At 60.1% G+C, this 13,087-nt stretch carries 14 protein-coding genes and 1 other RNA gene; 12 read left to right on the top strand and 3 right to left on the bottom strand.

Going from position 1 to position 13,087, the window contains the following annotated elements:
• Positions 1 to 9: 9 nt before the first annotated feature.
• The 6 genes from ssrA to AMM33_RS21965 all read left to right on the top strand — a co-directional run bounded on the left by ssrA (position 10) and on the right by AMM33_RS21965 (position 2,982).
• Positions 10 to 398: a transfer-messenger RNA gene (gene ssrA / locus AMM33_RS10895) on the top strand.
• A gap of 228 nt (positions 399 to 626) precedes the next feature.
• Positions 627 to 1,052 (top strand): tyrosine-type recombinase/integrase, encoded by a 426-nt coding sequence (locus tag AMM33_RS22450; protein ID WP_369802432.1) that lies wholly within the window; start codon positions 627 to 629, stop codon positions 1,050 to 1,052.
• Positions 1,053 to 1,121: 69 nt separating this feature from the next.
• Positions 1,122 to 1,319 (top strand): hypothetical protein, encoded by a 198-nt coding sequence (locus AMM33_RS22445; RefSeq protein WP_228768074.1) that lies wholly within the window; start codon positions 1,122 to 1,124, stop codon positions 1,317 to 1,319.
• 515 nt (positions 1,320 to 1,834) lie between these two features.
• Positions 1,835 to 2,089, top strand: a complete 255-nt coding sequence (locus tag AMM33_RS10885; protein ID WP_090141220.1) for a type II toxin-antitoxin system Phd/YefM family antitoxin — start codon at positions 1,835 to 1,837, stop codon at positions 2,087 to 2,089.
• A complete protein-coding gene (locus AMM33_RS10880) occupies positions 2,086 to 2,349 on the top strand; it encodes a Txe/YoeB family addiction module toxin (protein ID WP_090141218.1) in 264 nt (87 codons plus the stop codon). Before AMM33_RS10885 ends, AMM33_RS10880 begins: the two co-directional genes overlap by 4 nt.
• 57 nt (positions 2,350 to 2,406) lie before the next feature.
• Positions 2,407 to 2,982, top strand: a complete 576-nt coding sequence (locus tag AMM33_RS21965; protein ID WP_194945391.1) for a helix-turn-helix domain-containing protein — start codon at positions 2,407 to 2,409, stop codon at positions 2,980 to 2,982.
• Positions 2,983 to 3,029: 47 nt separating this feature from the next.
• Here AMM33_RS21965 and AMM33_RS21960 read toward each other — a convergent pair whose 3' ends face one another.
• Positions 3,030 to 3,191, bottom strand: a complete 162-nt coding sequence (locus tag AMM33_RS21960; RefSeq protein WP_194945390.1) for a hypothetical protein — start codon at positions 3,189 to 3,191, stop codon at positions 3,030 to 3,032.
• Positions 3,192 to 3,681: 490 nt separating this feature from the next.
• Between AMM33_RS21960 and polA the strand changes: the two genes are divergently transcribed.
• Positions 3,682 to 6,540 (top strand): DNA polymerase I, encoded by a 2,859-nt coding sequence (polA, locus tag AMM33_RS10870; protein ID WP_090141328.1) that lies wholly within the window; start codon positions 3,682 to 3,684, stop codon positions 6,538 to 6,540.
• Positions 6,541 to 6,882: 342 nt separating this feature from the next.
• Here the strand turns inward: polA and AMM33_RS10865 are convergent, their stop codons facing one another.
• Positions 6,883 to 7,212 (bottom strand): DHCW motif cupin fold protein, encoded by a 330-nt coding sequence (locus AMM33_RS10865; protein ID WP_090141216.1) that lies wholly within the window; start codon positions 7,210 to 7,212, stop codon positions 6,883 to 6,885.
• A gap of 323 nt (positions 7,213 to 7,535) precedes the next feature.
• Positions 7,536 to 8,447, bottom strand: a complete 912-nt coding sequence (locus tag AMM33_RS10860; RefSeq protein WP_090141214.1) for a LysR substrate-binding domain-containing protein — start codon at positions 8,445 to 8,447, stop codon at positions 7,536 to 7,538.
• 175 nt (positions 8,448 to 8,622) lie between these two features.
• On the opposite strand from AMM33_RS10860, the gene AMM33_RS10855 reads away from it, so the two are divergent.
• The 5 genes from AMM33_RS10855 to AMM33_RS10835 all read left to right on the top strand — a co-directional run bounded on the left by AMM33_RS10855 (position 8,623) and on the right by AMM33_RS10835 (position 13,020).
• Positions 8,623 to 9,651 carry an amidohydrolase family protein gene (locus AMM33_RS10855; RefSeq protein ID WP_090141327.1) on the top strand — a complete coding sequence of 343 codons (1,029 nt, stop codon included), beginning with the start codon at positions 8,623 to 8,625 and terminating at the stop codon, positions 9,649 to 9,651.
• Positions 9,652 to 9,854: 203 nt separating this feature from the next.
• A complete protein-coding gene (ligK, locus tag AMM33_RS10850) occupies positions 9,855 to 10,538 on the top strand; it encodes a 4-carboxy-4-hydroxy-2-oxoadipate aldolase/oxaloacetate decarboxylase (RefSeq protein WP_090141212.1) in 684 nt (227 codons plus the stop codon).
• Between the two features lie 113 nt (positions 10,539 to 10,651).
• On the top strand, positions 10,652 to 11,584 hold the full coding sequence (locus tag AMM33_RS10845; protein WP_090141210.1) for an amidohydrolase family protein: 933 nt from the start codon (positions 10,652 to 10,654) through the stop codon (positions 11,582 to 11,584).
• A gap of 96 nt (positions 11,585 to 11,680) precedes the next feature.
• On the top strand, positions 11,681 to 12,139 hold the full coding sequence (gene ligA / locus AMM33_RS10840; RefSeq protein ID WP_090141208.1) for a protocatechuate 4,5-dioxygenase subunit alpha: 459 nt from the start codon (positions 11,681 to 11,683) through the stop codon (positions 12,137 to 12,139).
• A 2-nt stretch (positions 12,140 to 12,141) separates the two neighbouring features.
• A complete protein-coding gene (locus AMM33_RS10835) occupies positions 12,142 to 13,020 on the top strand; it encodes a class III extradiol dioxygenase subunit beta (protein ID WP_090141205.1) in 879 nt (292 codons plus the stop codon).
• The last annotated feature ends 67 nt before the right edge of the window (positions 13,021 to 13,087 follow it).

The following is a 13,087-nucleotide window of genomic DNA, read 5'->3' as shown; positions in this document are numbered from 1 at the left end:
CGTCCCTTAGGGGCTGCACTGGTTTCGACATGGGTTCGGACGCGTGGCAGGGCATGTCGAGGTTCTGATCCTCGTTAATCTTCGGAAAAAAAACTAACTGCAAACGACGAACGTTTCGCACTCGCCGCTTAATCCGGTGAGCCTTGCAACAGTTGGCCGATAGGCTGGGTTAGGGTGATGAGGGTGTTAAAGCCCCCAAAGTCCTGGCTGCAAGGTAAAACATATGGGCTGGCATCACCTCGGGTACCTTGGGGTGGTGTGAGAAAAAAGGGTGCTGGCTGGATGTTCAGCGTGTCGCTGCGCGGTGCATTTGGCGAGATTCAAATCAGACGACTACACATGTAGAACTGTACGAAAAAGACTTATGGACGGGGGTTCAAATCCCCCCAGCTCCACCATATGCACTTCCAAGGGCGTTTACTGGCATCCAGTAAACGCCCTTTTTCATTGGGAAATCAAGGGTTTGCAGTCCGGTGACGTTCGTTAAGGTGCATTGACAGCCGGAACCAAACCGGGGAACATCCCGGGGAACAATCAGCCCCCTGCACAACTGAGAGAACGCCCCCGATGCTGACCGATGTTCAATGCAAAAACCCCTTGTGTCCCGCTGACAAAAACGCCTACGCCTGACCGATGCCGAGGGGCTTTACCTGGAGGTTTCCCCAGCTGGGTCAAAACGCTGGTTTTGGAAGACCTACCAAGACGGCAAAGAAGGGCGTATGGCGCTGGGGTCTTACCCGGCTGTCAATGTTGTAGAGGCCGGCAAAGCTCGAGATGCTGCAAAGGCGCTGAAGGGGGAGGGGGTTGATCCAGTCCAAGCGAGGAAGCTGGAAAAGCTGAAGGCCAGCAACCCGGACGGCGACACCTTCAAGTCTGTTGCCCTGGGATGGTTCGCTGTGCAGGAACCGGGCTGGAGTGAGAACCACGCCACGCGAACCCGGCGCAATGGAAGCGGCCCGGCGAGTCCTGGACACGGCGGGGCAGGTGTTCAAACACCGGTTGCCCATGGCCCCACCCCAATACAGGAACATTACCGAGGGCTTGAAGGCTAGGCTGACACCCCGGGTTAAAGGTCACTTTGCAGCGATCACCGAGCCTGCCCGGTTTGGCGAACTGATGCGATGGTTGACGAATTGGACGCGCACCCCCTGGCCATTGAAGCGAACCTAGCCCATGCCGTGAAGGATGCCAACGGGCGAAGCTACAACCGGACCCTATACATCAAAAAACGGTTTGAACAGATTCAACTGTGGGCCGATTACGTGGACCGGCTGACACAGGGGAACGTGATCGACCTGGAGGCGCACAGGGCGGCGTGATGCAGCCCTGCCCCGGTGCCCAGCCCCAGCGAAAACCGCCGACCGAGGCGGTTTTTTTGCGCTCCGGCGGTGTGCTTGCGATTTTTGGTGGCTGCTATTTTGAAAAAGTGCGGGGACAGCGGGGACAAATTGGAAGAACTGAGGTTTTATGCGGGTTTACAGCGGTTTGAGGTGCGGGGACAAAACGGGGACGAAGCGGGGACAGTGCGGGGGCAATATCAATATGTGAAAAAATTACTCATACATATACATTCAGCCCCTTCAATCCTTCATTTTTGCCCCATGCATTGCCCTGTCCTGTGCCCTTTGCCCTTGCTGCTGCTGGTGGCTCGATTGATTCCCGCCCGGGGTGCCCTTGCCCGGTGCCCACTACCGCAGGGCCACGGCCTGCAATAGACCGCCCCGGAAATGGTCGCGAAAAGGGTTTCCCCCATGGCCCCGCCTTCGGCGGCGCTTTGCATGGCCGGGCCTGTGCCCTTAAAATAGATGTTCAACTACCTGAACAGGTTCCCACCATGCAAGTGATTAGCTACACCGATGCCCGTAACTCACTCAAAGCGGTGATTGATCAAGTGATTGACGATCAAGCCCCTACGCTGATTCACAGGCGTGAAGGGGGCAACGCCGTGATCCTGTCTGAACAGGCATATTCATCCATTCAGGAAACGCTTTACCTGCTTTCAAGCCCGGCCAACGCCCGCGCCCTGATGCGGTCTGTTGACCAAGCCAAAGCCGGTAAGGCCAAGCGGCGCAACCTGATAGACGCATGAGAGAGGTTCGATTCACCCCTGACGGCTGGGACGCCTACACCTGGTGGCAAGGGCAAGACCGAAAAACACTAAAGCGAATCAACGCCCTGATCGATGCCGCTTGCCGCGATCCATTTGAAGGAATAGGCAAGCCCGAGCCCCTGGTGGGCAACTTGGCGGGGTTTTGGTCAAGGCGCATCGATGACACCAACCGTCTGGTTTACGAAGCCGATGAAGTGTCTGTGTTGATCGTGGCCTGTCGCTTTCACTATGACGACTGAGCCAACCAGCGCCGGGGCTGGAATTGTTGTCACTGCGTTACTGATTGGAGAATGACCATGTACCACTACACAGACGGGGGCTTGCAAAACGTGCGGCTTGTCAACGGCTACCGGGTGCAAAAAAAACCCTATGGTCAAGCGGTGGCGATTGATGACCTGCAAGGCTTGACGCCAACCATTTGCACGGCCCTGACCAAGAAACCATCCAAGCTGACAGGGGCCGAATTCCGTTACCTGCGAAACGGCCTGATGTTGTCCCAGCCCAGCCTGGGGCAAATGCTGGGTGTGAGTGGGCAGGCTGTGGCCCTGTGGGAGAAAACCGGGCGGGTGCCCAAAATGGCAGACGCCATGATTCGCCTGTTCTACACGGCCCACACCAACGGACACGAACAGGTCAAAAACATCGTCACGGCCTTGAATGAATCCGAACGCTTCACCGTGACCCTGAGCGAGACGGCCAAAGGTTGGCAGGCCAGCACAGAGGCCTCGGTCAAACCCGCACGAACCACCACACGTACCACGCCACGGGCCATACGCGCTCCCCTTAGCAGCCTGAACCTGCATCCACGGCAACCCCTGCAACAAACCGCCCACGGGCGGTTTTGTCCGTCTGTGGTTGTTGCTTGCGTCTGAGCTGGTGGCCACGGCCTACCCGGTGTGCTGAACCAGCCCGGCCCGGATCAGGCGGGTGCTGTGATGCTGACCTGGTGCGGCTGCTGGTGGCCATGGCCCGCCCGGTGCCCTGCGCCAGCGATTGCCGGGCGGGTTGCTTGCTGGGGCTGCTGTTCAGGTCGGTGGCGTGATCCAGTGCCCACGGTGCCCAGCCCTTCGCTGGTGGCCATGGGGGAGGGGGGCTTCAAAACTCTGAGTAACCGCTCCGGAAACCGACCGGTTCCCTGAATTTTTACCTGCGCGAGTTTTGGAGGAGGGTGCTGCCTGCATGGTGATCCAGTGGGCCGGGCCTGTGCTTTGCCTGCCTGGTGCGTAAATGAGACAGCGGCAAATTTTCCGAGCTCATGCCGGAGCAGTGGCCAAAGCCATGACGAAGCCCGTAAAAGGGGGGGAGCAAAGACCAAACCGGGGAACAAATCTGGTTGATGAAATCAAGAACCTAGTATTCATGCGGGTTTCGAGACTTCATTTGATAGACCCCAGCCTTGTTACGGTGCATTGACAGCCAGCCGATATGTGGGGCACATGGTGGGCAATAAAAGTCGTGTGTTGCGGCTCGTTGCATTTTCGACCGATCTTCCGCAGTGTGATCTTCCTGTTCATCGAATTTTCATGGCCCGGACACCTATCTGTGCAAGTGGTCCCATGCACAATCGGGGCATGAGCGACACGAATCCAGACACTTCCATCCCCACTTCTTCAGCCAAACCCGCCTTGCTGCTGGTCGACGGCTCCAGCTACCTGTACCGCGCCTTCCACGCCATGCCCGATCTGCGGGCCGTGCCGGGCGACCCCAGCAGCCCCGCCACTGGGGCCATTCGCGGCATGATCAACATGATGGAGCGGCTGCGAAAAGATGTGCCGGCCACCTATGCCGCCTGCGTGTTCGATGCCAAGGGCCCCACTTTCCGCGACGAGCTGTACCCCGCGTACAAAGCCAACCGCAGCCCCATGCCCGACGACTTGCGCAGCCAAATCGAGCCTATCCACGAGCTGGTGCGCCTGATGGGCTGGACCGTGCTGGACGTGCCAGGCGTGGAAGCCGACGACGTGATCGCCACCTTGGCCCATGTGGCCGCGCAGCAAGGCATCGAAGTCACCGTGTCGAGCGGCGACAAGGACTTGAGCCAGTTGGTCAACGAGCACATCACCATCATCGACACCATGAACGGCAAGGTGCGTGACGTGGCCGGCGTCACGGCCGAGTTTGGCGTGCCGCCCTCGCTCATGATCGACTACCAGACCCTGGTGGGCGATACGGTGGACAACGTGCCCGGCGTGGCCAAGGTGGGCCCCAAGACGGCTGCCAAGTGGCTGATGGAATATGGCTCGCTTGACAATTTGATGGCGCATGCCCATGAGATCAAGGGCGTGGCGGGTGAGAACCTGCGCCAGGCGGTGGATTGGCTGCCCAAGGGCCGCGCCTTGGTGTCCATGAAAACCGATTGCGACCTGAATGGCTGGGTGCCCGATTTGCCCTCGCTCGCCAGCTTGCACCTGCACGCGCCGGACAAAGACAAGCTGCTCAATTTTTACCAAACCTATGGCTTCAAAGGGCTGGTGCAGTCGCTGGGTGGGGCCGTGCCTGCGCCTGTGGCCAAAGCCAAAACCGCCAAGCCCAAAGACACGGGCATGGGGGATTTGTTTGGATCGGCACCTGACGAGGAGCCTGCAGCTGCCCCCGTGCTCGACACCGCAGCCAGCTCGGTGCAAGGCGAGTTGAAATACGACACCGTTCTCGATTGGGCCGCATTCGACACCTGGCTGGCCCGCATCGAGCAAGCCCCGCTCACCGCCATTGACACCGAAACCACTTCTTTGGACGCCATGCGCGCCGAGATCGTGGGCATCTCGCTGAGCGTCACGCCCGGCGAGGCGGCCTACATCCCGTTGGCCCACAACGGCCCGGGTGCGCCCGAGCAATTGCCTCTGGCCGATGTGCTGGCCAAATTGAAGCCTTGGCTCGAAAACCCCGCCCGCCACAAGCTGGGCCAAAACATCAAATACGACCGCCATGTGTTTGCCAACCATGGCATTGAGGTGCAGGGCTATGCGCACGACACCATGCTCGAAAGCTACGTGCTTGAAGTGCACAAACCGCATGGCCTCTCCAGTCTTGCCGAGCGCCATGTGGGCCGCAAAGGCGTGACGTATGAGGACCTGTGCGGCAAGGGTGCGCACCAGATCCCGTTTGCGCAGGTGGACGTGGACAAGGCGGCGCACTATTCGTGCGAAGACTCGGACCAGTGCCTGGACGTGCACTTGGCGCTGTGGCCGCAGATCGAGGCGCATGCGGGTCTCAAGTACGTTTACGACCTGGAAATCGCCACCAGCGAAGCGCTGTACCGCATTGAGCGCAACGGCGTGCTGATCGATGCGCCCACGCTGGCCGCACAAAGCCAGGCGCTGGGCGAGCGCATCGTGCAGCTTGAAACCGAGGCCTACGAGATCGCCGGGCAGCCCTTCAACCTGTCCAGCCCCAAGCAGCTGGGCGAGATCTTTTTTGACAAGCTGGGCCTGCCCGTCATCAAGAAAACCGCCACCGGAGCGCGCAGCACCGACGAAGAGGTGCTGGAGAAACTGGCCGAAGACTACCCGCTGCCCGCCCGCATCCTGGAGCACCGCAGCCTTTCCAAGCTCAAAGGCACTTACACCGACAAGCTGGCGCAGCTGGCTTTGCCGCGAACGGGGCGTGTGCACACCAACTATGCACAAGCCGTGGCCGTCACAGGCCGCTTGTCGAGCAACGAGCCCAACCTGCAAAACATCCCGGTGCGCACGGCCGAAGGGCGCAAGGTGCGCGAGGCCTTTGTGGCCCCCGCAGGCTGCGTGATTGCGAGCGCCGACTACAGCCAGATTGAGCTGCGCATCATGGCGCACCTGAGCGACGACGCGGCCTTGCTCAAGGCCTTCCATGACGGGCTGGACGTGCACAAAGCCACCGCGGCCGAGGTGTTTGGCGGGACCCCTGACACGGTGAGCAGCGAGCAGCGCCGCTACGCCAAGACCATCAACTTCGGCCTGATTTACGGCATGAGCGCGTTTGGTTTGGCCAAGGCCTTGGGCATCGACAACACCGCCGCCAAGAATTACATCACCCGCTACTTCGAGCGCTTTGCGGGTGTCAAACACTACATGGACGCCACCCGCGAGCAGGCCAAGGCGCTGGGCTATGTGGAGACCGTGTTTGGCCGCCGCCTGATGCTGCCCGAGATCAACAGCCCCAACGGCCCGCGCCGCGCCGGGGCCGAGCGCGCCGCCATCAACGCGCCCATGCAGGGCACGGCCGCTGACCTGATCAAGCTGAGCATGGTGGCGGTGCAAAAAGCGCTGGACGAACAAGGCAAAGCCACCAAAGTCATCATGCAGGTTCACGATGAATTGGTGTTTGAAGTGCCCGAGGCCGAGGTGGAATGGGTGCGCACCGAGGTGCCGCGCATCATGGCGGGTGTGGCCGATCTGAAAGTGCCGCTGCTGGCCGAAGTGGGCTTTGGGCCGAACTGGGAGCAGGCGCACTGAGGGCCGTTGCGACGCAGCGGATGCTCGGATCTGCCGGCATTTTGTAGGTCGGCGGCTTTACCCCGGCACTGCGCGCAGTCAGCATCAATGCCACCTGCACGTTTAACCAGGGAAACCCAGTTGACCGGTTTGAACCCGTTGGCATCCTGAACGCTGCGACCACGAAGACGCTCAACTTGTGAGTGACACCGCTGCGCACTCGATGGCACAGCCCTGCAAACTTCACAGGGCCGCATCTATAAAACCGTCTTTCGTCGGCTTTCCCATGTGATTTATGCGGCCTCAGTCAAGCCCGGTGAATTTCTGGCGTGACGTATTTCTGTAGTCTGCCCGAAAGATCCATCAGTCCACGATAAAGAGTGTGGCACCGACCTCTGTGTAGGACCGATGGGGTTCGGCATTGTCGGCAACTTGGTAACTCATGCCCGGGAGAAGCTTGAAAACACGGCCATCTTTAAGTTCGGTGTGAAGCTCGCCGTTCATGCACAAAAGGATATGGCCTTTTGTGCACCAATGATCTGCCAGATAACCCGGTGTGTATTCGACCATGCGGACGCGGACGTCACCAAAGACTTGCGTTCGCCAATAGGCGATACCGCGTTCACCTGGATGCTCAGTACGTGCAACATTCGACCAATCAGTCGTCCCGAACGGTATGGCATTGATTTGCATGCAGAGTCTTTGGAAGGGGGGTGACGTTATTCCTGCAATTTTAGGTCGCGCAGACGAAGACATCCGGTTTTAACTTATTGATTTGGCATGCTGAAGTGAGAAATGTCCTCTCGTAGGTCGGTACTCGCACCCTCCGAGATGATGGGGTTCGGCACAGGCCCATGTCGGGGTCTGCGACCGCCGACCTACAACAGCTTTGCGCATTGAAAACTTCACCGGCCGAATCAATGGGTTTAAACGCCGCGGTGACTTCAATCGGTAGATCAGTTGTGAATGGCTTCATTTCGTCACGCGGGCTTGTGAGCGGCGGGGGTGTTCGACCCTCAAGGCGGTCTGAGCCACTGCACGGCCATCTCGGTCAGCAGGGCCAGGGTGGCTTGCTGGGTGAGGGTGCTGGGGCGGTGTGCGCTGATGGCGGTGGTCAGTTGGATGTGCAGGGCCGGTTGCTGGAGGGGGCGCACCGAAAACGCCGATGGCCGCACCGAGCGCATGACGGCGTTGCGCGGCAAGATGGCGTAGCCCGCGCCGTCGGCCACCAAGTCGAGGATGGCGCTCACGCCGTCAATCTCCAGCGCAATGAGGGGGCGGCAGCCGATGGCGGCCATTTCAGACTCCACATGCATGCGGATGGCGTTCGGGCGGGTGGGGATGACCAAGGGCAGGGCGGCGACTTCTTGCAGGCTTATGGCGGGCGGGGGCGGGTCTTCTTGCAAGCCGGGCGGGCGCGGCTGCACCAGCAGCAATTCCTCTTGCACCAGCGGGGTGTGCTCGATGCCTGGCATGGGGCTGGGGTTGTAGAGCACAGCGATGTCCAAGCGGCCGTTTTGCAGGTTTTCCTGCATCGCGCTCGACAAGCCTTCGCTGATGGACAGTTGGGCATCTGGCATCTTGGCGCGAAAGGCCCGGGTGAATGGCACCGTCAGCACCCGCGCCACGCTGGGCGGCAGGCCCAAAGCGACGCGCCCCGTCAGGCCCGTGCGCACCCGGCCCAGTTCTTCCCGCGCCCGCTCGACCTGGTGCAAGATGCCCCGGCCGTGCTCCAGCAGCAGCAGCCCGGCTTGGGTGGGCGTGGCGCCGCGCCCGTTTCGCACCAGCAGGTTTTGCCGCAGCTCCACTTCAAGCAGGCGCACCTGTCGGCTGAGCGCAGGTTGGGCGATGTTCAGGGCCTGGGCGGCCCGGGTGAAGCTGCCCAGTTCGGCCACGCGCACAAAGTATTCGAGCTGTTTGAGGTCCATGAGGATCTGGGGAGGGGGCTTTCGGTTGAACTGATTTTGTCATACCCAAGTCTTTGTTATGCCCATTTGTTCTAGCTGGTAGATGTGCTGGGGGGCTGGGCGTTGGCGGGGTGAAGCTGCACAATCTGCGCAAACCCTTGTTCCATCAGGATTGCCCATGAGCCAAACGAACCCCTTGATCATCGACGTGCACGGCCACTACACCACCGCCCCCAAGGCGCTGGAAGACTGGCGCAATCGTCAGATTGCCGGCATCAAGGACCCGGCGTCCATGCCCAAAGTCTCCGAGCTGAAGATCAGCGACGACGAGTTGCGCGAGAGCATCGAGACCAACCAGCTGGCCAAGATGAAAGAGCGCGGCTCGGACATCACCATCTTCAGCCCCCGCGCCAGCTTCATGGCGCACCACATTGGCGACTTCAATGTGTCGTCCACCTGGGCGGCGATTTGCAACGAGCTGTGCTATCGCGTGAGTCAACTCTTCCCCGACCATTTCGTGCCTGCGGCCATGCTGCCCCAGTCGCCCGGCGTGGACCCGGCCACTTGTATCCCCGAGCTGGTCAAGTGCGTGGAGCAGTACGGCAACGTGGGCATCAACCTGAACCCCGACCCGTCAGGTGGTCACTGGACATCGCCTCCGCTGTCCGACAAGGCCTGGTACCCCATCTACGAAAAAATGGTCGAGTACGACATCCCCGCCATGATCCATGTGAGCACCAGCTGCAATTCATGCTTCCACACCACCGGCGCGCACTATCTGAACGCGGACACCACCGCGTTCATGCAGTGCCTGACCAGCGATTTGTTCAAGGACTTCCCGACGCTGAAGTTCTTGATTCCGCACGGCGGCGGCGCGGTGCCTTACCACTGGGGCCGTTTCCGTGGTTTGGCGCAAGAACTCAAAAAGCCTTTGCTGACAGAGCACCTGCTCAACAACATCTTCTTTGACACCTGCGTGTACCACCAGCCCGGCATCGATCTGCTCACCAAGGTCATCCCGGTCAAGAACATCTTGTTTGCGTCCGAGATGATTGGGGCTGTGCGCGGCATTGACCCCGAAACTGGCCACTACTTTGACGACACCAAGCGCTACGTGCAAGCTACGGTCAACCTGAACGACGAAGAGCGTTACATGGTCTATGAGGGTAATGCGCGCCGCGTGTTCAAGCGGCTGGACGACCAGCTCAAGGCCAAAGGCCAGTGAACATGTTGTAGGAGCCTACCCCGTGGGCGATGGGTGGTTTGGGGCTTGTGCGTTGAACAAACGACAAGCGTTCACAAGCCATCGCCCACAGGGGTGGGCTCCTACGAAGCCCCAAAAATTGGGGTCAGATTCCAATCAACAATTGGGGTCAGATTCCAATCAACAATTGGGGTCAGAACCCAATTATTTTCAGGAGAAAAACCATGTACGAACTCGGCGTTGTTTACCGCAACATCACCCGCGCGGACCGCGCAGGCGCTGACGGCCTGGGCGCGTTGGGCTCGGCCACGGTGCACGAGGCCATGGGCCGCGTGGGCCTCATGAAGCCTTACATGCGCCCCATCTACCCCGGCGCGCAGGTGTCGGGCACGGCCGTGACGGTGCTGCTGCACCCCGGTGACAACTGGATGATGCATGTGGTGGCCGAGCAGATTCAGCCCGGCGACATCGTGGTCGCAGCCATCACGGCCGATTGCACCGATGGTTATTTTGGTGACCTGCTGGCCACATCGTTTCAGGCCCGAGGCGCCCGCGCTTTGATCATCGACGCCGGGGTGCGCGATGTGAAAGAGCTGCAGAAGATGAACTTCCCGGTGTGGAGCAAAGCCATCAGCAGCAAGGGCTGCATCAAGGCCACCATCGGCTCGGTCAACATCCCCGTGGTGTGCGCCGGCATGATCGTCCACCCCGGTGACGTGATCGTGGCCGACGACGACGGCGTGGTGTGTGTGCCCCAGGCACTGGCCGCCAAAACGTTGGCTGCCGCGCAAGCGCGTGAAGCCAACGAAGGCGAAAAACGCGCCAAGCTGGCGTCGGGCGTGCTGGGTCTGGACATGTACAAAATGCGCGAGCCCTTGGCGGCGGCGGGCTTGAAGTACATCGACTGATTTTTTGACTTTGTAGGAGCCCACCCCTGTGGGCGATGGCTGGTGGACCACGATGCGTTTCATCGCCCACGGGGTGGGCTCCTACAAAAAAGACACATTAAAAGGCGTTCGACATGAATAAACCAACCACGGGTGATTTCACCAAAACCGCAGGCTGGATGGACTGGTACACCGGACCGTCCAAGCCGCGTTTCCAATTGCCTACAGGTGCGGTAGATGCGCACTGCCATGTGTTTGGTCCCGGCGCTGAATTTCCCTACGCCCCCGAGCGCAAATACACGCCGTGTGATGCCAGCAAGCACCAGCTGTATGCGCTGCGTGACCACCTGGGCTTTGCGCGCAATGTGGTGGTGCAGGCCACCTGCCACGGCGCAGACAACCGCGCCATGGTGGATGCACTGGTCAATTCAAACGGAATGGCGCGTGGCGTGGCCACGGTCAAGCGCAGTGTGACGGACGAAGAAATTCAGGCCATGCACGACGCGGGTGTGCGCGGCGTGCGCTTCAACTTCGTCAAGCGTTTGGTGGACTTCACGCCCAAGGACGAGTTGATGGAGGTCGCGGGCCGCATCCAGAAGTGGGGCTGGCATGTGGTCATCTACTTCGAGGCGGTGGACCTGCCCGAGCTGTGGGACTTTTTTACCGCGCTGCCCACCACCGTGGTGGTGGACCACATGGGCCGCCCCGATGCGTCGCTGCCCGTGGACGGCCCGCAGTTTGCGCTGTTCCAGAAGTTCATGCGCGAGCACAGCAATGTGTGGAGCAAAGTGTCTTGCCCTGAGCGTTTGTCGGTGACTGGCCCCAAGGCTTTGAACGGCGAGCAAAACGCGTATCAGGACGTTATCCCTTTTGCCAAGCGCATCGTCGAGGAGTTTCCGAACCGCGTGCTCTGGGGCACCGACTGGCCACACCCCAACCTGAAAGACCACATGCCCGACGATGGTCTGCTCGTCGATTTCATCCCGCACATCGCACCGACCGCCGAGTTGCAGCGCAAGCTGCTGGTGGACAACCCGATGCGGCTGTACTGGCCTGAAGAGGTTTAGCGTTGAGAGTTCAGCGTTCAGCGTGAACAAATCAACGCCCAACGCTCAACCCTCAACCTAAAGCGCTCAACGCCCAACGCCCAACGGAATACCACCATGGCTCTAGACAAACCCTACAAAGACGTGCCCGGCACGATCATTTTTGATGCCGAGCAATCGCGCAAAGGCTATTGGCTCAACCAGTTCTGCATGTCGCTCATGAAGGCCGAAAACCGCGAGCGCTTCAAGGCCGACGAACGCGCCTATCTGGACGAGTGGCCCATGACCGAAGAGCAAAAGCAGGCCGTGCTGGCGCGAGACCTCAACTGGTGCATGCGCACGGGCGGCAACATTTACTTCCTCGCCAAAATCGGCGCGACCGACGGCAAGAGCTTCCAGCAAATGGCGGGCTCGATGACCGGCATGACCGAAGAGGAATACCGCAACATGATGATCGCAGGCGGGCGCAGCATCGAGGGCAACCGCTACATCGGCGAAAACGGCAGCGCCCAAGCCCACAACCAGCCCCAAGGCGCAGCCGGGCAACAGTCCATCGCAGCCGGGAAGAAAGCATAAACATGGCCAAAATCACCGCATCCGTCTACACCTCGCATGTGCCCGCCATCGGTGCGGCCATGGACCTTGGCAAAACGCAGGAAGACTATTGGAAGCCCGTGTTCGCGGGCTACGAATTCTCCAAGCAATGGATGAAGGACAACAAACACGACGTGATTTTTCTGGTGTTCAACGACCATGCCACAGCCTTCAGCTCCGACCTGATTCCGACCTTTGCGATTGGCACCGCTGCCGAGTACCAGCCTGCCGATGAAGGCTGGGGGCCACGCCCGGTTCCGGTCGTTAAAGGCCACCCCGAGTTGGCCAGCCACATCGCGCAGTCGGTCATTCAGCAAGACTTTGACCTGACCATCGTCAACAAGATGGACGTGGACCACGGCCTCACAGTGCCGCTGTCGCTGATGTGCGGCCCGCTGGACCCGGTCAAAGACGCCTGGCCTTGCCCGGTGATCCCGTTCGCCGTGAACGTGGTGCAGTACCCCGTGCCCAGTGGCCAGCGCTGCTTCAACCTGGGGCAAGCGATTCGCAAAGCGGTGGAGAGCTACGACGAAGACATCAATGTGCACATCTGGGGCACAGGCGGCATGAGCCACCAGCTGCAAGGCGCGCGAGCGGGCCTGATCAACCGCGAATGGGACAACGCCTGGTTGGACCAACTCATCAACGACCCGGTGGCTGCCGCTGCCACACCGCACATCGACTACGTGCGTGAAGCGGGCAGTGAGGGCATTGAGCTGGTCATGTGGTTGATCGCCCGTGGCGCCATGAGCGACATCCACAATGGCCAGGTCAGCGGCCCCGCGCCCAAGCTGCGTCACCGCTTTTACCATGTGCCTGCCAGCAACACGGCGGTCGGGCATGTGATTTTGGAAAATTCTTGAAGCACTTGAAGGTTAAGTGAGTGATTTTTATCCTTGCATTTTGATATTTGATGTAACAAAATACAAT

The sequence above is a fragment of the Limnohabitans sp. DM1 genome (assembly GCF_001269385.1).
Lineage (GTDB): Bacteria > Pseudomonadota > Gammaproteobacteria > Burkholderiales > Burkholderiaceae_C > Limnohabitans_A.
This window is presented reverse-complemented; position numbering and strand designations above follow the sequence as displayed.

Coding starts and splice junctions, on each gene's coding strand:
- AMM33_RS22445 (WP_228768074.1), top strand. CDS start 1,122: ATGGTTGACGAATTGGACGCGCACCCCCTGGCCATTGAAGCGAACCTA.
- AMM33_RS10885 (WP_090141220.1), top strand. CDS start 1,835: ATGCAAGTGATTAGCTACACCGATGCCCGTAACTCACTCAAAGCGGTG.
- AMM33_RS10880 (WP_090141218.1), top strand. CDS start 2,086: ATGAGAGAGGTTCGATTCACCCCTGACGGCTGGGACGCCTACACCTGG.
- AMM33_RS21965 (WP_194945391.1), top strand. CDS start 2,407: ATGTACCACTACACAGACGGGGGCTTGCAAAACGTGCGGCTTGTCAAC.
- AMM33_RS21960 (WP_194945390.1), bottom strand. CDS start 3,191: ATGGCCACCAGCGAAGGGCTGGGCACCGTGGGCACTGGATCACGCCAC.
- polA (WP_090141328.1), top strand. CDS start 3,682: ATGAGCGACACGAATCCAGACACTTCCATCCCCACTTCTTCAGCCAAA.
- AMM33_RS10865 (WP_090141216.1), bottom strand. CDS start 7,212: ATGCAAATCAATGCCATACCGTTCGGGACGACTGATTGGTCGAATGTT.
- AMM33_RS10860 (WP_090141214.1), bottom strand. CDS start 8,447: ATGGACCTCAAACAGCTCGAATACTTTGTGCGCGTGGCCGAACTGGGC.
- ligK (WP_090141212.1), top strand. CDS start 9,855: ATGTACGAACTCGGCGTTGTTTACCGCAACATCACCCGCGCGGACCGC.
- AMM33_RS10845 (WP_090141210.1), top strand. CDS start 10,652: ATGAATAAACCAACCACGGGTGATTTCACCAAAACCGCAGGCTGGATG.
- ligA (WP_090141208.1), top strand. CDS start 11,681: ATGGCTCTAGACAAACCCTACAAAGACGTGCCCGGCACGATCATTTTT.
- AMM33_RS10835 (WP_090141205.1), top strand. CDS start 12,142: ATGGCCAAAATCACCGCATCCGTCTACACCTCGCATGTGCCCGCCATC.